The following is a 25335-nucleotide window of genomic DNA, read 5'->3' on the forward strand; positions in this document are numbered from 1 at the left end:
CCGCTAATTTTGAAGCGAACAGCATTAGACGTCGTTCTTCATCATCTCGCCAGAACCTACCGAAGTATGGTGCTGGTTTATTAGCACTGGTTTTGTGGGGATCTCTCAGCCTGTAAGTGGTTAAATATCAATCAACGGAACACCCTTGCTTATCCTCAACCACTTTAGAAAATTGGTTATTTTTCAAAATATAATAGGTCGTCTGACACGGATTAGTTATCGGGATACCATTTTCATCGTGCTCTATTTTTTGAGGGATCGCCTGGCCGGTTAATATCATCAAATAGCTACTTTTCCGAGTATCTATCCTGAAATCTTCACCAACAGGAGTACCGTTATCAGCAACTTGCTGATAAACATTGGTTCCAGCAACAGCAGGAAGCTGCACAACAACCGTCCCTGATAGCTTATCTATAACCCAGCCACACACGCCACCTTGATGATCGAGACATTCATTTCCAGTGCTCTTATCATCAGTATATATACGATAATGCCCAGCGAAATTTACTGGTTTTTTTAATTCACTGTTTGTTATTTTCTTCCAGTAACTGGAGTATTTCTCCTGCTCACTAGAAAGATCTAACCTGGTGGTAAATGGGCCTTTGTTTATATCAGCCGGATAATCTTTAAATTCAGGCATACCTTTAACATGCAACTCCGCTGCATGAACAAAGGGGATCATCAGACAGGCTATTCCACTAAGTAAATAGGGAAAAATTCTGTTAGTTAGCGCCACTTTTCGACGCCCTCAATATATTAATCATTTGATTAGGTGTCAGATGTGCATGATTAAGACCATCACCAGAGTAATAAGAACCTCCTTCTACCTGTGCAATCCGCCCTTTACTAATAGTATTCCCCTTGCGAACTCCAGCAGATGCAAACTCTTTAGCCCAGTCATATATTGCATCTTCAACACTACCATTGCCTTCCAAATAGGCAATAATCGCAGGCCGTTTAACCTTAATTATGTACTCCTCAAAAATCTGATCCTGGGCTGCCTCATCATACAAGGAATTAACGTCAAGCTTGAGCCATTTCACCGCATCTATTAACGTTCCCGGTATGATCTGAAAACGACCAGTGGCAAACATAATATTCGTATGCATTTGATTTTGCATGACTTGCTTAATGGTCATAGATAGTAGCATAAATCCCCCCAGTACCACGGCACGCTGAGGTAATCCCGGTTAATCCGGTAGGCCACCACCTCACCGTCCGCCATGCTGCGCACGGCCTGCTCCCCCGGAAACGGTACCGGGAAATCCACCGCCTCATTCATCGCCTGACCGCTGAGCGCACACCACGGCGTGGTGGTGTCACTGATGTGAATGCCGCCGTGCCACATGCCATTGCGGCCGATAAGCCAGTGCCCGGCGGCCTCGCCCTCCAGATGCGCCAGCATCTCCTCCAGGTTACTGAACTCCCCGCCCCGGTTATTTTTCGGCACCGGCCAGCGAATGACCGGGAGCTGCGGGCCGTTTTCCGGATTCGACATAGAAAATCCTTTTAGTTTGTCTGGTTAAGTATCGGTCCATCATACACCGCAGGCATTTTACCGCCGTTTCCGGAGGGACAAACAAAAGTAAGATTTTGTAAGACGGGGCAATTTAACTCACTGGACTGGCTGCTTTTCCCCTGAGAATAGTCTGTCGTGTGGTACTGAATTCACGGGCCACGGCACCCAGCGCCAGGCAGTGAACACTGCCAGTTGTTTCACCATTTTCCCGTCAGAACCGATCGCATTATGTGTACCGGTTTTAACTATGATGAACATCGATTTTATTCATCCCTGCCCTTCATCCTGTATGATTAACATGCAATCACCAAACATATCGAACTGGCATGACTGGATCTCTTCTGACGCATAGGCCTTCATTAGTAAATCAACTCCAGCAAACTGGCCGGTTAACACCATATGCGTCGTTTTTGGCTGATGTAAGTTCGTTAGCAGACAGTCAACCACTTTCAGTTGGTAGCCTGGATGTATATAAAGCGCTGTCCAACCAGAACTTGCTTTGAGGCAATTGTGCTCCCTCGAATACGCGGATTCCAGACATCGTGTAACGGTAGTTCCTACGGCAAAAATACGTCCGCCATTTTTCTTCGCAGTATTAATGGCATCTGCTGTTGCTTGCGGAACATCGTAGTATTCTTCGTTGATAGTGACATCTTCTACGCATTTTGTTTGTATTTTCCTGTTGGTCAAGATTTCTGTTGATGCAACATGTAAAGTGATGAAGGCTATTAATCCACCTTTATCTTTGATTTTTTGGATAAGGTCCCATGTAAAATGAATGCCAGCAGAAGGTATTTCCAAAGAACCATATTTTTTAGAAAAAACGGAGCGGTAAGCATCTGGATATTTATAAAAAAAGCTGGAGTCCACATACTCATCAAGGCGCTCACCATGACTGACTAAATAGTAAATTAAGGCATCATGATTTTCTACGACGGCCTGGTACTGATTCTCTTCGCTAAACTCCTGCTCTATCACAATAGAAACATTAGTATTATCAACCAAGTAGAGAACATCTCCGCCGTCAAATTTTTCTTTTAAAAGCCCGGAAATAATTACTCTATTCTCTGGTAAGAAACCTTCTAAAATAATTTTAACCAATATATTACATTTTGTTTTGCATATAAACATATGGTTTATTATAGTGCTGTCGTTAAAACAAACCACATCACCTTCTTTGATGTAATCTGTTATTTTGCTAAAGTCTACCTTATGAAATTCATCTTTACTTCGGTTGAGGACAAGCATCTTACACTTTTCCCTGTATGCATCATTGGATATCCAATGAGGTCTGAGTGGAATAGTCATCGTATCGACAATGCGAAAATTATATTTTTCGGTAAGCATATGTTCAACCTTTGAAAAAAACATTAATAGTGCTATTGCGCTGTATATCCATATCCTGCAGTATACGTTAGCCTTTCAGGGAGTGAACATTAACGCTATAAATGTTGTCCTTATATTTACTTTTCTGGCTATTTAATTAATGCGTGGTACTGATATTTACCAGGACGATCAGGCTTGACCGCCCTCTTCTTCTGCTTATTCCTGCGTTGAGACATCATTATCCATTGCATTGGCAAACTTCTGCATTAACCGAACAAAGATATCAAGTTCATCCTGAGACCAGTCTTTAAAAACAGCATTGCCCATTTGCTCTCGCGCCGCATCTATACGCTCTGTCATCGCCTTGCCTGTCGGGGAAATAACGGCCTCGCGTATACGGCGATCGATGACATTATGCTGCCGTATTACCAACCCCAACTTTTCCAGTTTGGCAACCTGTCGGCTTACCGTCGTATAATCACGACCGGCACATTCGGCTAACTCAACCACGCCAATAGGCCCTAATCGTTCGATACTGATAAGGATCGAAAATAGCGCACGATCAAGTTGAATCCCCGCGTCTGCAATTAACTTCTCATCATTACGAGGCCGATTAAGAGCGCTCACAATGCGAATCAACGCACCGTGCAGCGTCTTCATCTGCTCGGAAATATGTGTATCTTGCACATTTTTATTTTCTGACATAGCATGTCTCCTCTTATGTGCATAATACACATATTGGAGAGACGATGACAAGATATACCACGACCGATGTACTGATCTGCGGCGCTGGCGCTACCGGGCTTACTTTAGCCATCGAACTGGCGCGCCACGGTATCTCATTTCGCCTGATTGAGAAAAGAACGACGCCTTTTACCGGCTCCCGCGGTAAAGGTATTCAACCGCGAACGCAAGAAATCTTCGAGGATCTTGGGATACTCAATAAAGTGGTCGCCGCTGGCGGGCGCTATCCCCGATTACGAACCTACCGTCACGACGGAAGCTACGTGGATTCAGATATTGCGCATAATACAAAACCGACCCACGCCGAGCCCTACCATCTGCCATTGATGGTTCCACAGAACGTAACAGAAACGATTATGCGGGAGCAATTAAAGACATTGGGGCATCGGGTGGAATTCGGCTGCGAGTTATTGCATTTTACGCAAACCCCACGAACTGTCACCGCATATGTTGCCGGGCCGACTGGCGAAGAGGTCATCATCGCGCATTATTTGGTAGGCGCAGATGGCGGCGGAAGCTTTGTCAGAAAGAAATTAGGCGTCAGCTTCCCCGGTCGTACGTTGGGAATCCATGCGCTTGTGGCTGACGCTTCGCTTTCCGGTCTAAACCGGGATGTATGGCACCACTTTAATGATGGCGATATGGCGCGGATGATAACGATTTGCCCTCTCGCCGGCACGCAGCTCTTTCAAATCCAGGCGCCGTTGACCCCGGATGACTCGCAGGATTTCTCAGCCGACGCGCTCACGGCTTTTATCACTGAACGAATCAGGCGGACAGATGTTCGCATCCTTTCAATTCCCTGGGTATCGAAGTACCAGATGAATGCGCGTATAGCGGAACATTACCGCGTAGGTAAAGTATTTTTGGCCGGTGATGCCGCTCATGTGCATCCGCCAACGGGTGGGCAAGGGTTAAATACCAGTATCCAGGATGCCTATAACCTGGGATGGAAAATGGCAGCCTCGCTGCGGGGCGCAGGAGAAGAACTTCTCGATAGCTATGAACAGGAACGTCGCCCGGTAGCCGAATCGCTGCTCCACCTTTCTACCCGATTGCTTGAATCTCAAAAACAGGGCAGCATCAAACGAGAACGCGATGTCCAACAACTTGATATCCATTATACCAACTCCCCCTTAGCCCACACGTTACTCGGACGTCAGCATGGGTTACAAGCGGGAGAAAGAGCTCCGGATGCTCCTCTTTTGGGAGCAGGCGGCCAATCATTACGGTTATTTCAGTTACTACAAGGTCCGGACTGGAATCTGTTGGCCTACGAAACCCGCGGAAAGGTAGTCGACGCGCGGCAAGGTCTGCGTATTCATCATATTGGCGAGCAGGACGAGCTCATCGATACCATGGGGCACTTGCGGGAGTCCTATCATCTGGCGCCGGGTGAATGCGTGCTGATCCGACCCGATGGCTATGTCGGTGCATTCTTTCACAGCAACCAGATCAACGATATTGAAAATTACCTCTCTCGTTTTGCCATAGGGATTAAAGATGAATACCACTATCTGTGAGAACACTGACAGTGAAACTATCAAGCCGCTTAACAAGCGGCGGATTTTTCCAGTTTTCCTGATTGTCGGCCTTTACGCCGCCAGTACAGCGGCTGTGATGTCGGTACTGCCTTTTTATATCCGCGAGATGGGCGGTTCGCCGCTTATCATTGGAATCATCATGGCCACTGAAGCTTTTAGCCAATTTTGTGCGGCTCCCCTGATTGGCCACCTTTCCGATCGCGTTGGCCGCAAGCCAATACTGATTGTCACGCTGGCTATTGCGGCGATGAGTTTACTATTACTTGCCAGCGCGCAATGCATCCTGTTTATCCTGCTCGCCCGTACGCTTTTTGGCATTAGCGCCGGGAATTTGTCAGCCGCCGCAGCCTATATTGCCGATCATACGCACGTCAGAAATCGGCGTCAGGCAATCGGCATCCTCGCAGGCTGCATTGGCTTAGGCGGTATTGTCGGCGCGGGAGTTTCAGGATGGCTATCGGCTATCAGTCTGAGCGCGCCAATCTACGCCGCCTTTATACTCGTCCTTGCGTCTGCCCTGGTCGCGTTTTGGGGGCTAAAAGACCATTCCACGACATCACTTACCACAGATAAAATAGCGGCGTGCTCTGCCCGCGTTATTTTAAAGATGCCTGTCCTTCGCGTATTAATCATCGTAATGCTTTGTCATTTCTTCGCCTATGGCATGTACTCTTCACAATTACCTGTTTTTCTTTCTGATACCTTCATCTGGAATGGGGTTCCCTTTGGGCCAAAAGCGTTAAGCTACCTTTTAATGGCAGACGGAGTCATTAATATTTTCGTTCAGCTATTTCTGTTAGGTTGGGTGAGTCAATATTTTTCGGAGCGAAAGCTAATTATTCTAATCTTCACCCTTCTTTGTGCTGGATTTCTCACTGCGGGTATCGCCACGACCGTGCCAGTGCTTATTTTTGCTATCGTTTGCATTAGCATCGCCGATGCGCTGGCCAAACCCACTTATCTTGCCGCCTTGTCCGTCCATGTCTCGCCTGCCCGACAAGGTGTCGTCATCGGAACGGCGCAGGCATTAATCGCAATTGCTGATTTTATATCCCCCGTACTGGGTGGATTTATCCTGGGATATGCCCTGTATAGTGTCTGGATCGGTACGACTATCGCTATCGCCATTATTGGTCTGGCGACAGCAATGACTTATCTTTCAAAAAGTTCACCGCTAATAGTGAAACCAGAAACAGAATAAGGTGACAACGTCACAAATAGCGTCACTCTCTTCTGCAATTATTTATCAAAAGCATTGTACTTATATTGAATGTTTAAGAGGTATTTATGGAAATTACGCTGGTTGACATTTGCCTTTGTAAAGCGCGGGGAAAGCATGAAAAAAAGATATCTCGTTGTTATAGTAGTGCTTTTTATTTCTACAAATGTTTTTACACTACTTCATAACAACATATTATTTTGCCGAAATAGCCCGGAGTGTGATTTGTCTCATGTGCTCCCCGACTACCGTGATCAGATTTCAGGTACACCACTGAAATATACCTTAATTAGTACAGTTCAATTAGCACAAGTGGTGCTCAGACACTATGAGTTATTATCGCAGCACTGGTCGCCAGATGACATGGTAACCCCTGCGCAATGGCGACATAACGTTGATATTTATATCCCTGAAACGGCAAAAGAACGCCATGCCCTGGTGGTTGTAAACAATGGAATTAATTACGAAAAAGGCGTGCAAATCCCTAGCAAAGCCGTTGATTTTACTCAGGAAACACTGGCAAACATTGCCCGTGATACAAATACTATTGTAATATCAGTTAGTGATATACCTAATCAATATTTAACCTTTCAGGGTGACAAAAAACCTCTGAAAGAGGATGAGAGTGTTTCCCGGAGTTGGGCATTATTTATGGAAGCGCCGGAGCAACGTAAGTTAATGCCTTTAAATATTCCTATGGTCGCAGCCCTGTCGCAAGCGATAAGATTAACAAAAAAGGAATTAACGCAATGGAATATACATTCTTTTATCATTACTGGCATTTCAAAACGTGGATGGACCGTCTGGTTGTCAGCTATTGCCGATCCTGATGTTGAAGCAATTGTTCCCTTCGCTATTGATCTACTTGATATTGATGCTTCGCTTGAACATATTTATCAATCATACGGCGGGAACTGGCCAATTACATTCTATCCCTACTATCAGCAAGGCATAGATGAAAAAATAAAATCTCCCCCATTTAGCCAGTTAAGACAAATAATAGATCCTTTAAGATATCTCAACACTATTTATCAGCCCCGCCTTGCAATACCGAAATATATTATTAATGCAAGCGGCGATGATTTTTTCGTACCAGACAACACTCGCTTTTATTATAGTAAACTCCCTGGAGTAAAATCATTACGTATAGTGCCCAATATGAGCCACTATTCAATTAAACAGATTACTGAAGAAAGCCTCGTTCCATTTATTAACAGATTTCAAAGTAAAAAAACATTACCACAGTTGATCGGCCTTATTCATCATCATCTTCTTACGATCTATTTCTCAGAAGAGCCGATAAAAATCGTTCGCTGGACAGCCAATAATTCAAATGCACGTGATTTTCGTTATGCCTGTGGTATCCGCTACCAGCCATTTACGATAGATATTCCTATCAATAATAGAATCACTATTACGCTAAATGAGCCTGAAACTGGTTGGGAAGCTACCTATATCGAAGCAACCTTTGATGATGGTTATGTCGCAACGACCCAGGTTTATATTACGCCCGATGATAAATATCCACAGACAGCGCCGCCATCAGCCAACGCCGCATGTCAAACGTTGCCGGGGCGTGGATTAGGGGAAAACGATCGCCTCGATTAAATCTTCAAATAATTAATTGATTTTAAAGAATTTAATCCCCACGCTTACGATGGATAGAAATCCTATGTGATAAATTTTCGTTACATTGATCACGTTCTAATCACAAGAGAGGTGATTTGAAAATAACCTTAAAATATTGTGGTCAGGCCGCTAGACCACAATAAGAGGATAAATCATGAAAAGAAAAACAATGGGATGGCTTATCGTTTTTCTTCTTTTTATAGTTTACATGCTTAACTATATGGATCGTTCAGCATTGTCGATAACCGCCCCCTTGATTGAAAAGGAGTTAGGATTTAACGCCGCGGAGATGGGGATGATCTTCAGCGCATTTTTTATCGGATACGCCCTGTTTAATTTTATTGGTGGCTGGGCCAGCGACAAAATTGGGCCAAAAACGGTTTTCCTTATCGCAGCGTTACTATGGTCTGTTTTTTGTGGGTTAACCGGTCTGGTCACCGGATTGTGGACAATGCTTATCGTGCGCGTTCTTTTCGGTATGGCTGAAGGACCGGTCAGCGCTGCCGGAAATAAAATCATCAATAACTGGATTTCCCGAAAGGAGTCTGCCACGGCGATCGGAATTTTTAGCGCTGGTTCCCCGCTCGGCGGCGCGGTGTCCGGGCCGATAGTGGGACTGCTGGCGTTATCATTAGGCTGGCGTCCCGCATTTGGCATTATTTTCTTATTTGGCCTGGTATGGGTACTACTGTGGTACTTTATCGTTAGCGACAAGCCAACAATGAGTAAACGCCTGGCGCCGGAAGAACGCATTGATTTTGAAAATCATGAGGACATTATTTTATCTGATGATGGTCGGGCTACGCCTTCGCTCGGCTATTACATGAAACAACCAATGGTATGGGCGACAACGCTGGCTTTTTTCAGCTATAACTATATTCTTTTTTTCTTCCTGACCTGGTTCCCAAGTTATTTGAACCATTCATTACATCTGGATATTAAAGAAATTAGTATTGCCACGGTAATTCCCTGGGTTATCGGCGCCATTGGTATGGTGCTCGGCGGCGTCTGTTCTGATGTAATTTATCGGATTACCGGTAATGCTCTGCTCTCACGTCGACTTATTCTGGGCGTATGTCTGGCAGGTGCGGCGGTATGTGTTGCGGTTTCCGGTACCGTTAGCACTATTGGTAGCGCAATTACGCTCATGTCAGTTTCACTCTTCCTGCTCTATTTAACTGGCCCAATTTATTGGGCAGTTATTCAGGATGTTGTTCATAAAGATAAGGTAGGGAGCGTCGGCGGAGCCATGCATGGTCTGGCTAATATATCCGGCATTATCGGTCCGCTTGTCACAGGTTTTATCGTTCAATTTAGCGGTAAATATGACTATGCGTTCTATCTGGCTGGTGCTATCGCTATCGTTTCAAGCCTGTTGGTCTTCGTATTTGTAAAAAGTAAAGGATTCAAAGCCAATGAAAGTCAAAGCTGTGTTCATCAATAAGCCCGGTGAAGTTGAAACCCTCTGGGTGGATTATCCACATAAGAAAGAGAATGAAGTATTAATTAAAGTTGATGCTGCAGGAATTTGCGGATCGGATATTGGGGCTTTTCGTGGAACGAACCCACTTGTTACTTACCCAAGAATTATCGGGCATGAAGTGACCGGAATTGTTCTTCAGGAAGGCGCAGGAATGCCGGACAATATTAAAAAAGGCGACCGCGTGATTGTTGACCCTTATATTTATTGTGGTCACTGCTACCCTTGCTCTGTTGGCAGAACTAACTGTTGTGAAAATTTAAAAGTCATTGGCGTGCATATCGATGGCGCAATGCAGGAGGTGGTTACTCATCCCGCACATTTAATTCATAAAATACCAGATAATGTGCCTTCTGAAATGGCGCCGCTGGCAGAACCGCTCACTATCGCTCTGCATGCGCTGCATCGGGCAAACGTTAAGGCCGGGGAATATGTTGCTATCATCGGCGCGGGAGCAATTGGTCTTATGGCGGCATTAAGCGCGCGTCATTACAAGGCAACGCCTATTCTGATCGATATTGTGGAAGAACGGTTACGCTATGCGCAAAAGCTTGGCGTTCCCTATGTGCTGAACGCCACTGACGGTCAGGTTATCGACGCTATTAAAGACATCACACACGGCACCATGGCGCAGGTCGTTATAGAAGCCTCCGGCGCAAATAGCGCTATTCGAAATACGCTTGATTTAGCATCGTTTGCTGGTCGCATTTCTTTCACTGGATGGCCAAAGCAGGAAACGTCGCTGCCGACGAACCTGATCACCTATAAAGAACTGGATTTACGCGGTTCCCGCACCAGTGCCGGTGAATTTGACGAGGCATTACGCATGCTATCCGCGCTGGAGATTAATCCGCAAGATGTTGTCAGTAAAGTCGTCAATCTTGATGAGATCCCTGATGCAGTTAAAGAACTTGATCGGTATCCGGAGCGCTACTTAAAGATTAATGCTGTTTTCCATTAATTTTACAGCGAGTTCTACCGCATGGTATGGTCGCCATGCGGTACTATTCACCGACAAATTTAGCCGCCAACAATCTCTCTCACATAGCGTAAATGTTCCAGAGATTCCTGATAGGCGCTGTCAACATCAGACTGGCGCATCGCTTCCACTATCGCTTTATGTTGTTTGTTGAGATTAAGTAAAACATTTCTGTCTCCAGACCGCTCATCAAGCCCGGCATAAGGGATATTAATCCGCTGTTCCCATAACATACGGGACATATCGAACAAGACCCGGTTACGGCTGGCTTCAGAGATCGCCAGATGAAACTCTTTATCCAGCGAGTAAAAGCCGTGGACGTTATTATCGTTAATGGCTTGCTCCATACGATGATAAATCATCTCTATTTGGCTGATGACGTCATCGTTATCGTTTTGCGCTGCTAAGCGCGCGCAATGGCTATCAACCAACTCGCGAGTAGAGAGGATCTCTTCGATGGTATAGTCGCTGGCAGGGTGTTTTTTATCTGAAACGATAACTCCATTCCCGGACTGGATCACGATCCATCCGGAGATCTCCAGTACAATCAGGGCTTCTCGCAAGGAAGCGCGGCTAACGCCAAGCTGTTTTGCCAGTTCGCGTTCTGGCGGTAAAAAACTTCCCGGTGGAAAAATATTATCATTGATCAGCTTAATGATGAGGTTGGCTATCTTCTGATAGAGCCTCTCCTGCCTGACCTCAGGTATAACCATGCGCCCTCCAATCCATATCCAGGGGATTTTGAATGGATTTAGCATACCACCCCGGCGCTGATGATCGTGATAATTAATTACCTCGCACGGCAAAGAGAAGCAACCATCGGTAGTCTCGTATTCCCTTCGCTGAGACTACCGAGGAACCTTACCAGGACGAACGATTTATCCTTTAACGTTGATTTTCTCGAACACGGGCGCAGTCGCATTCTTAAACTGAGAAAGAGACCAGGTTTTATAGTTGATATCATTGTATCCGCGCACCATCATATCGCCGTGCGTTAAGTCAGATAGCGTCGTCCAGACCGTATATTCTGAGACCGGTTTGCGGGTGGCGTTGCCTTCCCCTTCACTCCCCATATAATCAACCGTAATATTTTTCGGACGATCGAAACGGCTCATAATATGCGCAAGGGTATTCATTGCATCGTGGGCGGATGTCGCCTGCGGCGCATATGTGGTGTAATAAACGCCGCGTATAAAGCGGGAAACCGAAGTATCGGATGACGGCAAGTCTGCAATAGCGATCCCGCTGTCAGGTTGCATAACTTTTATCCCGCCCAATGTGCCTGAAGAGCGGTCCACATTGGTTAACTGCGTATAATTATTCAGATTTGTCAGATGCCAGGGAAATGCAGGACCATTTGTCATTACGCGAGTGGGATTGTCATAGACATGAAATTCGCCATTTTCCACTTCAACGACAATGCTTCCCCCTTTCTTGTCATAAAACGCATAATGAAATGGCGATTTCAGATCGCCAAACCGATGCAGTTCCGGTGACCAGAATTTGCCCTCTTTTATCGCCTGTTTTACCTCGCCGACGGTAGCAAAACGGGCCAGCGCCCATTCTCCCAGTGAGGTGACAGGAATTGCCTGTTTATATTCACTCGTGGGCAATGGCGGCAATTGCGCATCCATGATCATGTTTTCACTAAATGACAATCCCGCGCTGTTCATGCCTTCAAGTATGTCCCTGCTATCACCATCAGTGATGGTGGACGTAATGGCCAGTATTGGATACTTCGCCTGATAACTTACTCCCTGGCTGCCATCCGGCGTTTTTTTAACAAACTGCGTTCCCGCTGGATAATATGTTAACCATGATGGTAAATCCTGCATATATTCCAGCGTGCGTCCATGAAAAATATCGCCTTGTTTATCCTGAATGGCAAGGGTTGTGCAGGCCTGTGAAGCCAGGGCGTATGAAAACAGCGCCGGAGCGATAAATAACATTGCTTTACTTTTTTTCATCATGCTCTCCTTGTTTGTAAAATAGATTGGATGAATATATTAAATTAAACCTATCAATGGTTATTCGGTACGTAATTTATTGTGATCTTATTTTACAAAAAATAAATTTAACTGACGGATTGAGGAAGAGTTAAACACAGCGAACTGGCTCGAAAACGGGTTATCCATGCGACTATATTTAAATATTTCCATCGCGTTATAAATAAAAAACGAGGTTTTTTATTGACATTAAGATATACCATCACAACGTTATATCTACTCTACATCGGCAATAACATTAAATTAATTTATGTTTTTGAGGCATGGTAGTAGCACACATGTAATCAGTTGTTACGAATTAGAAACATAATTGCTACTAAATCAAGTTGAGAAAGACAAGATATGCAACATATTATGCCCACACTAACTATAGTGGTTTGGGATAAACGTTATGCAAACACAAGATACATTCTATCAAGTTATGCGTAGACACGGCGTGACAAGGCGTAGCTTCCTCAAGTTTTGCAGCCTTACCGCAACGTCTTTAGGCCTGAGTAGTTCGATGATTCCTCAGATAGCTTACGCCCTGGAGAATAAACCCCGTACGCCAGTGATATGGCTGCATGGTCTTGAATGTACCTGTTGTACCGAGTCTTTCATTCGCTCTGCGCACCCACTGGCAAAAGATGCCATTCTGTCGCTCATTTCCCTGGATTATGACGACACCATTATGGCCGCCGCGGGGCAACAGGCCGAGCAGGCGTTGGCGGATGTGATGCGTGAATACAAAGGAAATTATATCGTTGCCGTGGAAGGTAACGCGCCGCTGAATGAAGATGGGATGTTTTGCATACTGGCGGGCGAGCCGTTCCTGGAAAAGTTAAAACGCGTCAGCGCGGATGCTAAAGCTATTATCGCCTGGGGGTCCTGCGCGTCATGGGGCTGCGTGCAGGCAGCCCGTCCCAACCCAACTAAAGCTACGCCGGTTCACAAATTAATTACCGATAAACCCATTATTAAAGTGCCTGGCTGCCCGCCTATACCTGAAGTGATGTCCGCCGTTATCACCTATATGCTGGCATTTGATCGTATCCCTCCCCTTGATCGTCTTGGACGACCCAAAATGTTTTATGGTCAGCGGATTCATGACAAATGCTATCGACGCGCGCATTTCGATGCCGGTCAGTTTGTGGAAGCGTGGGATGACGAAGGCGCCAGAAAAGGGTATTGCCTGTACAAGATGGGCTGTAAAGGCCCAACTACCTATAACGCCTGTTCAACCGTTCGCTGGAATGATGGCGTTTCTTTTCCTATCCAGTCGGGTCATGGATGCCTCGGATGTTCGGAAGATGGATTCTGGGATTATGGATCGTTTTACAGCCGGGCAACGGGCATTCCGCAAACCGGTATTGAGGCTACCGCCGATAAAATCGGTCTGGGTGTTGCCGGCGTCGCGGGCGCTGCCGCCATCGCTCACGCCACGGTCAGCGCCATAAAACACGCCCGTAATAAAAACAACACGTCATCAGAAAACGCTCCGGAAGAGAAAAAATAATTATGTCATATCCTTATCAGACTCAAGGTTTTACGCTGGACAATAGCGGACGACGAATTGTGGTCGATCCGGTTACTCGCATCGAAGGACATATGCGCTGCGAAGTGAATATCGACAGTAATAATATCATTACTAATGCCGTGTCGACCGGCACCATGTGGCGCGGCCTTGAGGTTATCCTGAAAGGCCGCGATCCGCGAGACGCCTGGGCATTCGTTGAACGCATTTGCGGCGTCTGCACCGGTACACACGCTCTGACCTCAATCCGTGCCGTAGAAAATGCGCTGGGAATCGCGATTCCAGACAACGCAAACTGTATCCGTAATATGATGCAGGCTACGCTACACGTTCACGATCACCTGGTGCATTTTTATCATCTGCACGCGCTGGACTGGGTCGATGTGGTTGCCGCCCTGAAAGCCGACCCGCATCAGACCTCCGCCATCGCGCAAAGCCTTTCCGCATGGCCGCTGTCCTCGCCGGGATATTTCCGCGATTTACAAAATCGTCTGAAACGGTTTATCGAGTCCGGTCAACTTGGCCCTTTCCGTAACGGCTACTGGGGACATCCGGCTATGAAACTTCCGCCGGAAGCCAATTTGCTGGCGGTCGCCCACTATCTTGAAGCGCTCGATTTTCAAAAAGAGATCGTAAAAATTCACACCGTTTTCGGTGGTAAAAACCCGCATCCTAACTGGCTGGTGGGCGGCGTTCCTTGCGCCATTAACCTTGATGAAACGGGCGCGGTCGGCGCAGTGAATATGGAACGTCTGAATCTTGTCAGTTCCATCATCAAAAAAGCTCGCCAGTTCTGCGAACAGGTCTATCTTCCGGACGTCTTGCTGATTGCCAGTTATTACAAAGACTGGGCAAAAATCGGCGGCGGGTTATCGAGCATGAATCTGCTGGCTTATGGCGAGTTTCCGGATAACCCTAACGATTATTCCGCCAGTAATCTCCTGCTTCCGCGTGGGGCTATCATTAATGGTCGTTTCGACGAAATTCATCCTGTCGATTTAACCGCCCCCGATGAAATTCAGGAGTTTGTCACTCACTCCTGGTATACCTATGGTAACGGCAATAATGATAAGGGCCTACATCCGTGGGATGGTCTGACCGAACCGCAACTGGTCATGGGCGAACACTATAAAGGCACAAAAACCTTTATCGAACAAGTGGATGAGTCCGCTAAATATTCATGGATAAAATCGCCGCGCTGGAAGGGACATGCTATGGAGGTAGGTCCGCTGGCGCGTTATCTGATTGGATATCATCAAAATAAACCGGAATTTAAAGAACCCGTAGATCAACTGCTTAGTGTATTAAAGCTGCCTAAAGAGGCGCTCTTTTCTACATTAGGGCGTACTGCCGCGCGTGCGCTGGAATCCGTATGGGCAGGCAATACACTGCAATATTTCTTCGATCGCCTGATGCGTAACCTCAAGTCCGGCGATACGGCGACGGCAAACGTCACGCTCTGGGAACCCGATACCTGGCCTACATCTGCAAAAGGCGTTGGTTTCAGCGAGGCTCCGCGCGGCGCGCTGGGCCACTGGATAAAAATTGAAAATCAGAAAATCGACAGCTATCAGTGTGTGGTACCGACGACCTGGAATGCCGGACCACGTGACGATAAAGGTCAAATTGGCGCGTACGAAGCGGCGTTAATGGGAACTAAACTCGCCGTTCCCGATCAACCATTGGAGATTTTACGTACTCTGCACAGCTTCGATCCCTGCCTGGCCTGCTCCACCCATGTTATTGATAATCATGGAGGGGAGCTGGTCAGGGTTCAGGTACGATGACGACGATTCGGAGGTCTCAATGCATCTCAAAGAAATAACCAGCCAGGGGTACTATATCTATGAAGCGCCGGTACGTTTATGGCACTGGATCACGGCGTTATCCATTGTCGTTCTGGCTGTTACAGGATATTTCATTGGCCGCCCCCTGCCATCGATTCAAGGTGAAGCGACCTTTATGTTTTGGATGGGCTGGATACGACTGATCCATTTTACCACGGCGTATATTTTTACTGTCGCTCTGCTGTTTCGTATTTACTGGGCATGTGTCGGCAATGAGTACGCCAGAGAGATGTTTCTGGTTCCGTTCTGGCGCCGTGCCTGGCGCAAAGGCGTTATCAGCGAAATCCGCTGGTATTTTTTCCTCGAAAAAGAGGCCCATCGTTACTATGGACATAATCCGGTGGCGGGACTGGCGGTAATGTTCTATTTCTGGATGTCCGTACTGATGGTGTGTAGCGGCTTTGCGCTCTATGGCGAAGGGCTTGGAACGGACAGTTGGGCGTATCAATGGTTTGGCTGGATGATTCGCTTGACTGGCAACGATAGCCTCGCGCTGCATTTCTGGCACCGGCTGGGCATGTGGTTCATTATTGCATTCGTCATTGCGCATGTTTATACCGCTATCCGCGAAGACATTATGAGCCGACAAAGCGTGATTTCCGTCATGATAAGCGGCTGGCGCTGGTTCAGGTGATAACAATGGCAGAAGTAACAATCTTAGGGCTTGGCAACCTGCTTTGGGCAGATGAAGGGTTCGGCGTCAGAGCGGCGGAAAAGCTGTTTGAACAGTATGCCGATAACGAGAAAGTTGACGTTGTTGATGGCGGTACGCAGGGGCTGGCGCTGCTTCCCTGGCTACAACAGACCGAAAAACTGTTAATCATGGATGCTATCGATTTTGGTATGGCGCCAGGTTCGCTGGCGATGTTTCGTGATGAACAGGTTCCCGCCTATCTGACGGCGAAAAAACTCAGTTTACATCAGACCAGTTTTTCTGAAGTGCTGGCATTGCTGCAATTAACCGGCTGCCCATTAGCGGAGATTGTTCTGATCGGCGTGCAGCCGGAATGTCTGGATGACTATGGCGGAAGTCTCACGCCGCAGGTAAAGGCGCAACTGATGCCCGCGGTCTATCTCGCACAGCAAGTGCTGGCGCAATGGGGTATCACCGCCTCTTCAGCGGCCTTGACCACTGAAAGACTCAATCATTATAGCCTGTGTATGGAACGCTACGAAGATGAACGGCCAGATGCGCAAAGCGCTTGCCGGGTCGGTGATATTCGGGTGCTACAAAGAGAGAAATCATAATGTGTATTGGCGCTCCTGTGCAGGTTATTTCACCAGGTCAGTGGTTCGCCAAATGCCGCGACCGACACGGCGATCTTATCGACGTTGATATTCGGCTTGTAGCTCCCCCATTAGCTGGCGCATGGCTGCTGACATTTGGCGGCGCAGCACGACGGGAAATGGACGAAGCGGAAGCCATTGAGGTACTGGCAGCGCTGGACTCGCTGGAACAGGCCATGCGCACGCAAAGCGATCCGCTGGCCGGTTTTGCCGATTTATTATCTCGCACGCCTGAATTACCGGAGCATTTGAAAAAATGACTATCTCACCCCAAAAACCTGTTTGTCCTCTGGCGAACAAAGGCTTTCTGATTACCGATGCGCAAACGCTCCCGTCGTTGATTAATGCGCATCCGACTCTTCTGGTTTTGCTGCAAAGCGACCCAAACAAACACCCGGAAGTCGCCGACAGTTGGGTTATTATCCCGGAGATCCTCAAGCAATTTCCGGCGACGTCTTATACCGCGGCATTTGCGGATAGCGAACAGAGTGAACTGATCGCCCGGGAGTATCGCATTCTGAAATATCCGGCACTGCTTTTCTTTCGCCAGCACCGTTTTGTCGGCAGTCTGGCGGGATTATATAGCTGGCAAGAATACTCTCAGCGGGTGGCCGCATTGCTGACCACACCGGGCTATCGTCAGGATATTCCCGTTATCACGCAATAGAATGAAAGGTAACACACGTGAATCATTCCAGAACTATTCCAGTCGTTAATATTGCCGGACCAGGCTCGCAGCCAGAAGAGGAAGACTTTAACTTTCTTCCTATCCCCGCCGGCATTAATCTCCCGCTGACGCCGGTTTTACCGGAACAGGCGCTGCCCGCTGAGCTTCATGTAGCCAGACACGTCCTGACTACGCTTATTGGCGATATGGATACCCCAGTGGCAAGACTCTCATTTCCCCTGATCTATAAGCTGAATGCTTCTGAGCAACAGAATAGCGGTTTGTTGGATCAATTGCTCGGCGAAGGTGAAATATCCGCCCGGGTGCTGTTACCAGATGGAAAAGAACAGCGTATTCAGGAGACGGTTTTTACGGGCGTCTGGCGTATACGTGAATTTAACGCTGACCAGCAACGGGTTGCCGATGAAATTATCATTGGCCCGATCCCTGAGAGCATCTGGCGGACGCATCCGCAACCGCCGATTACGCCAGAATTGCCGCCGCAACCGACGGGATTGATGAATGGCGCCTTTATCGCGCATGAAATAGCCGAACGCGTAAAACAGCCGGTAAAAGAACCGCATATCATTAACTTAACGCTATTACCAGTAAACGATGCCGATCGCGAGTATCTGGATCATTTTTTAGGCGAAGGCTGTAGCGCTATTTTTTCACGCGGATATGGTAAATGCCGGATTGTAAGCACACATTTTCCCGGCGTATGGCGGGTCAATTATTTCAATGATATGAATACGTTACTGCAAGATATGATTGAGATAGCGGATATTCCTGATATCGCCGTCGCAGGTATAGACGATATTGAAGATGCCTGCGCGGGGCTGAAAAATACGCTGGAATGGTTGAAAGAATACCCTGTTACAGAAAATGAGCCAGTGGTGCGCATGGAGTGCAAAGTATGTTGGTGGGTTTACGATCCTGAACTGGGCGATGATGTCTGGCAAATCCCACCTGGCGTGCCCTTCAACCAATTACCTGATTACTGGTGCTGTCCGGTTTGCGAAACCAGTAAATCCGGGTTTATGGTGATCGATGAAGGTAATAATTCGTGCAAAGATTGACCGTCTATTCTCACCCGCTACGGATTATCTGGCAGGAGCCGCCGATCGGTCGTTTGTTACAGGGCGCAACGCCGGTATACGCGAAAACGCTTATTTCACGTTTGTTTACGTTGTGCGCTCAGGCGCACAGCGCGGCGGCGGCTTTACTGCTGTTTCCTGAAGAGGAGCCAGATATGCAGGCCGCACAACAAGAGCTGGCGCGAGAAACGCTCCGGCGCGCGTTGACCGACTGGCTCCCCCTATTTAGCCACCGACAGGCAACCGTTGAAGAATGGGCGTTGTTACGTCGCGGAGACTTATCCCCGCTGGCAAGCACAATCTTTTTCGACGATGATCCTCATATCTGGCTTGCCGCTGGCGTACAGGGCTGGGAAGCATGGTTTTTGCAAGAGCGTTCTGAAGCCGCCCGCTGGCTGGCGGCATTACAGAATATTATTACACCTACACTACCGATGGCGTCGTCCCCGGACCATACGTTAATAACCCATGCTCCCCTGGATGTCTCGCCTCTGGCTATCGAATATCCGCTGCTGTCAGCCTGTTGCCTTAGCGGAAAACCGATTGCGCTGCGTCTGCTGGCCCGCTGCATTACGCTCGCCCGAAGTTTGAGCGCCCTTCCCACCCTGCGCTGGAATCGTTTTGATGATGGCGAGTGGAAAATAGCGGTAGTGGAAACCGCGCGAGGATGGTTAGTTCATCAGGCCAGACTGACGACGTCAGGCAATATTCTTGATTACCGTATTATTTCGCCTACCACTCGTCACGCCCAATCTGACGGAGTCATTGCTCGCGAACTGTCTGCTATTCCTGTCTCATTGTGGTCGCGACAATTACAGGTTATTGATCCTTGTGTCGCCGTAAATATTGTTGAATAAAGGACCTGGCCCATGCATGAATTAGCCCTGGCGCAAAATATTATCGAATTGCTGGAGGAACAGGCAGTAAATCACCAGTTCAGCAAGGTAAAGCAAGTCTGGCTGGAGATTGGCGTCATGGCCTGTGTTGAAGTGCCGGCGCTGCATTTTGGCCTGGATGTCGCTGCTCGTCATACTCTTGCTGACAATGCGCGTTTCCACATTACTATCGCACCGGCGCAAGGTTGGTGTCTGTCCTGTAATCAACCCTTCACCTCGCAAACATCTACACTCTGTTGTCCCTTTTGTCATTCAGGTAAGGTGCAGATAGATGACAGTAGCAGAATGCGTATTCGGGAAATCGAAGTCGAATAGTCAATAAAAAAGGACGCCAGAAGCGTCCTGAAATAATAAAAGAATAAATTAACAATAATAAAGGTTAAGCAGTGACACAGTTTCGGGGAAAGGAGGGTATCCCTAAACTGTCTTAATCAACAAGTTTTATCAGAACTCGTAGACTAAGCCGAGCGCCACGGTGTTGTCTGTATTAGGATTCGATGGGTTGCCATCTTTTAGCAGATTGATTTTATAGTCAACATACGCGGACATATTTTTATTAAAGTAGTAATAGGAACCCACATCAATATATTTCACAAGGTCGAACGATCCGAGACCATTAACATCGTTGGCTCTGGATTGCAGGAACGCCAGTGATGGGCGTAAGCCATTATCAAATTGATATTGCCCTACCATTTCCCAGTTATCTGTTTTATGTGCAAAACCGCCCAATGTATCGCCCATATAGGTCATATCATAAGTACGGGTATAGTTTGCCGCCAGATAAATATTATTGGCATCATACTTCACACCACCAGTCCAGGCTTCAGCGCGGTCGCCATTATCGTATTTATCTTGCGTAATCTGATCAAGCGTGCGTTTGGAACTGGTATAGGCTGCCCCCAGGCTCACCCCCATGCCCAGATCATATGTCGCTGATGCCCCGAAACCATCGCCATTCTGGTACGCGATACTTTTTCTGGCATTATTGCTTAAAGGATCGCCTTCTTTCGACAGGCCGTCATTTTTACCCTGATACTGCAACGCAATATTCAGACCATCAACCAGACCAAAGAAATCATTATTGCGATAAGTCAGAACGCCATTCGCGCGTCCGGTCATAAAATTATCGGAAGCTTCATACGAATCATTACCAAATTCAGGCAGTACGTCAGTCCATGAACCAATGTCGTATAACACGCCATAGTTACGACCATAATCAACAGACCCCATATCGGCAAATGCCAAACCAGCAAAACCGAGACGCGTCCAGCTTTGTGGAGAACCGCTGGAGTCACCATCTTCCGGACGGTTGGCGTTGACCTGATACTCCCACTGTCCAAAACCGGTTAGCTGATCGGTAATTTGGGTCTCACCTTTAATACCCATACGGATATAAGATTGATCGCCATCCGTACTATGATTACTGGAAAAATAATGCAGGCCGTCGACCTTGCCATACAAATCCAGTTTGTTGCCATCCTTGTTATAGATTTCTGCTGCGTTGGCGGCTCCAGCCATCATTACGGCTGCGGCTACCGCAGATAACACCACTACTTTTTTCATTTTATATGCCTTATTTGTCTTATTTTTGGACTTTCCGCAAAACCTGCTCGCGGAACTGTCCAGGACAATATCACTAACAATTACCGTGCGTTAAGTTTCAAAGTGTAATATTAGCTTGCTATGTATTAGTGATAATAAAATGCAAGTTAAGCATCACTACATTAATCGGTGCACTATTTTCTGCTGTAATAACAATGGGTTTGCCAGTAGAGAGCGGGCTTAACGTCCGGGATGGCGAGGCCAGAATGGCGCTGAGCAATCTGCTGACGTTGGTTAAGGTGGAGTCACTATCAGGAGAATTCCACCCTTAGTTTTCTATATAATTTGTTACGTTTACATTTATTTTTAAATTAGCGTTATAAAAAATACCGTACTACTGAAATAGCACTTCATCGCTTTGTATATTTTTACCATAGTTAATTATCACATAGCGCAAACGGTCATTTGTGTATCACTATTCATAAGATGAACTGTTTACCGGCGGTAATAAACACAAAAACAAATCAAGGGACAGCAACAATACTGAAACTCTAAATTTTCATATTTTGAGTCATGCCGTTACAAACAAATACGATATTCTTAATTGCGTCATTCCCTTTTCGGGGTAATTCTGTAGAAGAATATTTTTTATTGTTCGTGAGCAATGTCCCCTTTAGCACAAATGTGAACGTAACAGGAAAAATAAAGCGACTTAAAAACAGACTTTATGGGCTAAATATTATGCAAAAAACGTCACTATTTTTCCCAGCCGCCGCGATAACGTTAACTCTAATGGCGTCATCGGCATCGGCGGCAACGCCAACCGCCGCGCAAAATGAAGCTACGTCGGCCGTTAAACAACAAATTACAGAAGGCATTAACCGTTATCTTTATTCAATAGATAAGGCAGATCCAACGTTGGGTAAGCAGCTTTTTTATGTTTCACCGGAAACCAGTTTTATTCATCCACGCGGCCACGAACGCGGATGGCCCCAGATCGCTGAAAATTTTTATGGTACCACTATGGGTAAAACGTTCAGCAAACGCACGTTAAAACTGGACGCTCCCCCTACTATTCATGTGTATGGCAATGCCGCCGTTGCAGAATTCGACTGGCATTTTACCGCGGTACGCCGTGATAATGGACAAACTCAACATACGACAGGCCGCGAAAGCCAGGTGTGGGCGAAGATACCAAACATAGGATGGCGAATCGTTCATATCCACTACTCTGGTCCGGCCAAAACCGGCGTTGGAGAAGGCTATTAAGCTTTGCTCTTCAGGCTATGGCGCAGATGAACATTCTGCGCCAGTTAAGACGAGCTCAGGTCAGTTGATAGCGCTTATCCGGTATCCGTTTTGCCGGAATATCCCTTTCATCATTCATTTGCAGTAAATCGATTTCTATCGCATTGCATATCGCATCCAGCGGTAAATCATTATTTTCAGTACCGAACGGATCTTCCAGCTCTTCCGCTAACGCATCCAGCGCGATAAACGTATAAGAAATAAGCACCGAAATAAAGGGCGTCATATAGTGCAGATCAACCACCAGTGCAAATGGCAACATAATGCAGAAAAGATAAACCGTACGATGCAAAATTAACGTATAGGCAAAAGGCACCGGTGTGTTGGCGATGCGCTCACAGCCGGCCAACACTGACGACATATCATTTAATCGGTTGTTGAGACTATGAAATAAGATATCGGAAAGTTTTCCGCTGCGGCGACGAATTGCCAGCCACTCTCCCATCAGCAATAAGATACGGTTAGCGGGCGAATGGGAAGCGACAACTTTCTGTAACGCGTCCTGGTCAAGATAGTTCCCCAGAACTTGCGTTTGAGGCTGTCGACGCAATGTCATACGCAAACAGTGGGCAAAAGCGATTTGTAAACGAACAAAACCCTCCATACCACGTTCATCAGGCAAGGTTGTTTTCACCTCTCGCAGTATTGAGCGTGAAGCGATCATCAACTGCCCCCACAAATGTCGGGCTTCGACATAACGCGCATAGCAGGCATTATTGCGAAAACCCAAAAAAATGGCGATAGCAACGCCCAGTATGCTAAACGGCGCAAGGGTAAATTTAATACCCAGCATTGTGTACCAGGGCAGCATGATAATAACGGCGATAGAAAGAAGAAAATTAAGTAGCAGCCGTGAAAAGATTTTAGATAGCACGGAACCATGCCAGACAAATATCAGGCGAATCCAGTGCTGTTGTGGTCTAACGATCATGATTATCTTCAGCAGGTGAAAAGCTCTGTCATTAAACGTGATCCAGATCAAGGTTGCAAGCTTCTGTGATACAGGGATTCTCTGCCCTGTTGAGCATTTATTTGCACGGTGCTGACAGGTATTGAAAAAAACAAATAGTGTGTATGTTGTAACTAAAAATGCTCTTCAGCGCATGAGAAATATGACGGTCAACGGCTTCTATCTGTGGAATATCGCGGTCAATAGGCCCGGCGTCCGCCGGGGCTTTCTGCTTAACAAAGCGGTTTCACTGCGTTACGCATGCCATTTTCGAGGATAGTATCCAGATAGGTTGTAACCTGCTCAACCAAACCAGTGATACACGTCAAATCCTGCCCCCAATGCCCTTTTTCAGCCAGCACGGATTTCACTAACGCCGCGGTGTCGATCGTCTGGTCGCGATGTTGACGCCATAACTGCGCGTAACGTTCGATCCAGAATGCATCATCCTGAATGGGATAGGATTCGCCAGACCGCTCGCCGCGATAAAAAGCAAGTAATGCCGCTAAGGCAAATGTCAGACGCGCAGGTAACTGCCCATTGGCCTGCTGCCCTTCCAGTAACTGCGGCAAAATGCGGGTACGGAATTTCGTCATACCATTCAGGGCGATAGATAATAGTTGATGCTTAATATAAGGATTGCGGAAACGGCCAGTCACTGCGCTGGCGAACGATTCCAGCGCTTCACGAGGCAAATCCAGAACTGGAATAATTTCCTCATAAATTGCTTTTTCGACAAAGGCGCAAATTCCGGCATCGTTCATCGCGTCGCCAACGGTATCAAGGCCAGCCAGATACGCTACCGGAACCAGCGCCGTATGTGCGCCGTTAAGAATTGCCACTTTACGCGCTTTATACGGTTTAATATCGTCAACAATCAGTACGTTTAACGGGTACTTATCCAGACGTAGCTCCTGAGCCAGCGACTGAGGTCCTTGAATCACAAACAGGTAAAAGTGTTCTGCCGTATCCAGAAACGCATCGTGATACCCCAGTTCCGCTTCCAGTCGCGTAGCTTCATCACGCGGATAACCGGTAACAATACGATCCACCAGCGTAGAGCAGAAGACGTTAGCCTGATCCAACCACTGCAAAAATGCAGCCGGTAATGCCCACTCTTCGGCATAACGCACAATTAATTCACGCAGCGCCTCGCCGTTGTAATCAATCAACTCGCAGGGAATGATAATCCAGCCTTTATCCGCCGCCCCGCTAAAATGGTGGTAACGTTCATAAAGCAGTCGGGTTAGCTTAGCCGGATAACTCACCGCTGGCGCATCATCAAATTTATCGCCCGCATGGTAGCTGATGCCCGCTTCGGTCGTATTTGAGAAAACAAAACGGATATCCGGATTATGCGCCAGTTTGAGAAACGCCTCATACTCACCGTAAACGCTAATTTCACGATTAACAGCACGAATAAGCCGCGCGTCACTAACGGCCTCCCCTTTATCATTCAGACCACGAATAATTGTTGTATAAAGGCCATCCTGCGTATTTAAGGAAGGGGGAAAATCGCTTTCTATAGGGCGCACAATAACCACGCCGGCATCAAGATCGGTATGTTCATTAAGCAGATCGACCTGCCAGTCCACAAAAGCGCGTAGAAAGTTTCCTTCGCCAAACTGAATGATGCGTTCAGAATACCGCGCACCGGGGAAATCACGACGGTTTAACGTTTTCACAACGGGTTCCCTTTTAAATTAGTCATACAAGATGATTTATTGGTCCAACAGGTTAGCAAACTTTACGACTCTGAACCCCTGTTTTGATCAAGACGTCG

25 protein-coding genes are annotated in these 25335 nt (G+C 47.0%); 15 read left to right on the forward strand and 10 right to left on the reverse strand.

The window, feature by feature from the left end; genetic code table 11:
* Window positions 1-127: 127 nt before the first annotated feature.
* The 5 genes from AC3G3F_RS22850 to AC3G3F_RS22870 all read right to left on the reverse strand — a co-directional run bounded on the left by AC3G3F_RS22850 (window position 128) and on the right by AC3G3F_RS22870 (window position 3550).
* Window positions 128-682: a hypothetical protein gene (locus AC3G3F_RS22850; protein WP_053510141.1), complete on the reverse strand. Its 555-nt coding sequence runs from the start codon at window positions 680-682 to the stop codon at window positions 128-130.
* A 40-nt stretch (window positions 683-722) separates the two neighbouring features.
* On the reverse strand, window positions 723-1151 hold the full coding sequence (locus AC3G3F_RS22855) for a hypothetical protein (RefSeq protein WP_023247519.1): 429 nt from the start codon (window positions 1149-1151) through the stop codon (window positions 723-725).
* Window positions 1136-1498: a hypothetical protein gene (locus AC3G3F_RS22860; protein ID WP_053510143.1), complete on the reverse strand. Its 363-nt coding sequence runs from the start codon at window positions 1496-1498 to the stop codon at window positions 1136-1138. The genes AC3G3F_RS22855 and AC3G3F_RS22860 overlap by 16 nt, the downstream gene beginning before the upstream one ends.
* A 288-nt stretch (window positions 1499-1786) precedes the next feature.
* Window positions 1787-2866 carry an S-adenosylmethionine:tRNA ribosyltransferase-isomerase gene (locus AC3G3F_RS22865; protein ID WP_079817592.1) on the reverse strand — a complete coding sequence of 360 codons (1080 nt, stop codon included), beginning with the start codon at window positions 2864-2866 and terminating at the stop codon, window positions 1787-1789.
* Window positions 2867-3061: 195 nt separating this feature from the next.
* Window positions 3062-3550, reverse strand: a complete 489-nt coding sequence (locus AC3G3F_RS22870; protein ID WP_053510146.1) for a MarR family winged helix-turn-helix transcriptional regulator — start codon at window positions 3548-3550, stop codon at window positions 3062-3064.
* Window positions 3551-3594: 44 nt separating this feature from the next.
* Between AC3G3F_RS22870 and AC3G3F_RS22875 the strand changes: the two genes are divergently transcribed.
* The 5 genes from AC3G3F_RS22875 (at window position 3595) to AC3G3F_RS22895 (ending at window position 10422) form a co-directional block, all read left to right on the forward strand.
* On the forward strand, window positions 3595-5112 hold the full coding sequence (locus AC3G3F_RS22875; protein ID WP_488395823.1) for an FAD-dependent oxidoreductase: 1518 nt from the start codon (window positions 3595-3597) through the stop codon (window positions 5110-5112).
* On the forward strand, window positions 5093-6334 hold the full coding sequence (locus AC3G3F_RS22880) for an MFS transporter (protein ID WP_488395825.1): 1242 nt from the start codon (window positions 5093-5095) through the stop codon (window positions 6332-6334). The genes AC3G3F_RS22875 and AC3G3F_RS22880 overlap by 20 nt, the downstream gene beginning before the upstream one ends.
* A 69-nt stretch (window positions 6335-6403) precedes the next feature.
* The gene (locus AC3G3F_RS22885; protein WP_488395827.1) at window positions 6404-7960 is read left to right on the forward strand and encodes a PhoPQ-activated pathogenicity-related family protein; all 1557 of its coding nucleotides are present in this window, start codon (window positions 6404-6406) and stop codon (window positions 7958-7960) included.
* A 175-nt stretch (window positions 7961-8135) separates the two neighbouring features.
* A complete protein-coding gene (locus tag AC3G3F_RS22890) occupies window positions 8136-9425 on the forward strand; it encodes an MFS transporter (RefSeq protein ID WP_023247512.1) in 1290 nt (429 codons plus the stop codon).
* Window positions 9397-10422: a zinc-binding alcohol dehydrogenase family protein gene (locus AC3G3F_RS22895; RefSeq protein ID WP_053510154.1), complete on the forward strand. Its 1026-nt coding sequence runs from the start codon at window positions 9397-9399 to the stop codon at window positions 10420-10422. The genes AC3G3F_RS22890 and AC3G3F_RS22895 overlap by 29 nt, the downstream gene beginning before the upstream one ends.
* 59 nt (window positions 10423-10481) lie before the next feature.
* On the opposite strand, the gene AC3G3F_RS22900 is transcribed toward AC3G3F_RS22895, so the two are convergent.
* Complete coding sequence (locus AC3G3F_RS22900; protein WP_488395829.1) at window positions 10482-11153, reverse strand: FadR/GntR family transcriptional regulator; 672 nt, start codon at window positions 11151-11153, stop codon at window positions 10482-10484.
* Window positions 11154-11318: 165 nt separating this feature from the next.
* Window positions 11319-12410 (reverse strand): choloylglycine hydrolase family protein, encoded by a 1092-nt coding sequence (locus AC3G3F_RS22905; protein WP_063390433.1) that lies wholly within the window; start codon window positions 12408-12410, stop codon window positions 11319-11321.
* A 427-nt stretch (window positions 12411-12837) separates the two neighbouring features.
* On the opposite strand from AC3G3F_RS22905, the gene AC3G3F_RS22910 reads away from it, so the two are divergent.
* Genes AC3G3F_RS22910 through hypA form a run of 9 tightly spaced genes read left to right on the forward strand, consistent with a single transcriptional unit; the run spans window position 12838 to window position 20068 of the window.
* Entirely contained in the window at window positions 12838-13941 is a 1104-nt protein-coding gene (locus AC3G3F_RS22910) for a hydrogenase small subunit (RefSeq protein ID WP_001194448.1), read from the forward strand.
* Between the two features lie 2 nt (window positions 13942-13943).
* Complete coding sequence (locus AC3G3F_RS22915; RefSeq protein ID WP_053530075.1) at window positions 13944-15746, forward strand: nickel-dependent hydrogenase large subunit; 1803 nt, start codon at window positions 13944-13946, stop codon at window positions 15744-15746.
* Window positions 15697-16440, forward strand: coding sequence for a Ni/Fe-hydrogenase, b-type cytochrome subunit (gene cybH / locus AC3G3F_RS22920; RefSeq protein ID WP_000924456.1), 744 nt, complete (start codon window positions 15697-15699; stop codon window positions 16438-16440). The genes AC3G3F_RS22915 and cybH overlap by 50 nt, the downstream gene beginning before the upstream one ends.
* A gap of 5 nt (window positions 16441-16445) precedes the next feature.
* Complete coding sequence (locus AC3G3F_RS22925) at window positions 16446-17054, forward strand: HyaD/HybD family hydrogenase maturation endopeptidase (RefSeq protein WP_053530074.1); 609 nt, start codon at window positions 16446-16448, stop codon at window positions 17052-17054.
* The gene (gene hypC / locus AC3G3F_RS22930) at window positions 17054-17353 is read left to right on the forward strand and encodes a HypC/HybG/HupF family hydrogenase formation chaperone (RefSeq protein ID WP_023247507.1); all 300 of its coding nucleotides are present in this window, start codon (window positions 17054-17056) and stop codon (window positions 17351-17353) included. Before AC3G3F_RS22925 ends, hypC begins: the two co-directional genes overlap by 1 nt.
* Window positions 17350-17760 (forward strand): thioredoxin domain-containing protein, encoded by a 411-nt coding sequence (locus tag AC3G3F_RS22935; RefSeq protein WP_023247506.1) that lies wholly within the window; start codon window positions 17350-17352, stop codon window positions 17758-17760. The genes hypC and AC3G3F_RS22935 overlap by 4 nt, the downstream gene beginning before the upstream one ends.
* Before the next feature lie 17 nt (window positions 17761-17777).
* The gene (locus AC3G3F_RS22940; RefSeq protein WP_053510164.1) at window positions 17778-18839 is read left to right on the forward strand and encodes a hydrogenase expression/formation C-terminal domain-containing protein; all 1062 of its coding nucleotides are present in this window, start codon (window positions 17778-17780) and stop codon (window positions 18837-18839) included.
* Window positions 18827-19714 carry an ATP/GTP-binding protein gene (locus tag AC3G3F_RS22945; RefSeq protein WP_053530073.1) on the forward strand — a complete coding sequence of 296 codons (888 nt, stop codon included), beginning with the start codon at window positions 18827-18829 and terminating at the stop codon, window positions 19712-19714. Before AC3G3F_RS22940 ends, AC3G3F_RS22945 begins: the two co-directional genes overlap by 13 nt.
* Before the next feature lie 12 nt (window positions 19715-19726).
* A complete protein-coding gene (hypA, locus tag AC3G3F_RS22950) occupies window positions 19727-20068 on the forward strand; it encodes a hydrogenase maturation nickel metallochaperone HypA (protein WP_000544772.1) in 342 nt (113 codons plus the stop codon).
* A gap of 129 nt (window positions 20069-20197) precedes the next feature.
* Here the strand turns inward: hypA and ompC are convergent, their stop codons facing one another.
* Window positions 20198-21316, reverse strand: a complete 1119-nt coding sequence (gene ompC, locus AC3G3F_RS22955; protein WP_023247502.1) for a porin OmpC — start codon at window positions 21314-21316, stop codon at window positions 20198-20200.
* Between the two features lie 720 nt (window positions 21317-22036).
* On the opposite strand from ompC, the gene AC3G3F_RS22960 reads away from it, so the two are divergent.
* Complete coding sequence (locus tag AC3G3F_RS22960) at window positions 22037-22564, forward strand: YybH family protein (protein WP_023247501.1); 528 nt, start codon at window positions 22037-22039, stop codon at window positions 22562-22564.
* Between the two features lie 55 nt (window positions 22565-22619).
* On the opposite strand, the gene AC3G3F_RS22965 is transcribed toward AC3G3F_RS22960, so the two are convergent.
* A complete protein-coding gene (locus AC3G3F_RS22965) occupies window positions 22620-23534 on the reverse strand; it encodes a bestrophin family protein (protein WP_023247500.1) in 915 nt (304 codons plus the stop codon).
* Between the two features lie 251 nt (window positions 23535-23785).
* Window positions 23786-25237, reverse strand: coding sequence for a tagaturonate reductase (locus AC3G3F_RS22970; RefSeq protein WP_070801212.1), 1452 nt, complete (start codon window positions 25235-25237; stop codon window positions 23786-23788).
* Window positions 25238-25335 lie beyond the last annotated feature (98 nt).

The sequence above is a fragment of the Salmonella sp. FC25216 genome (assembly GCF_057751355.1).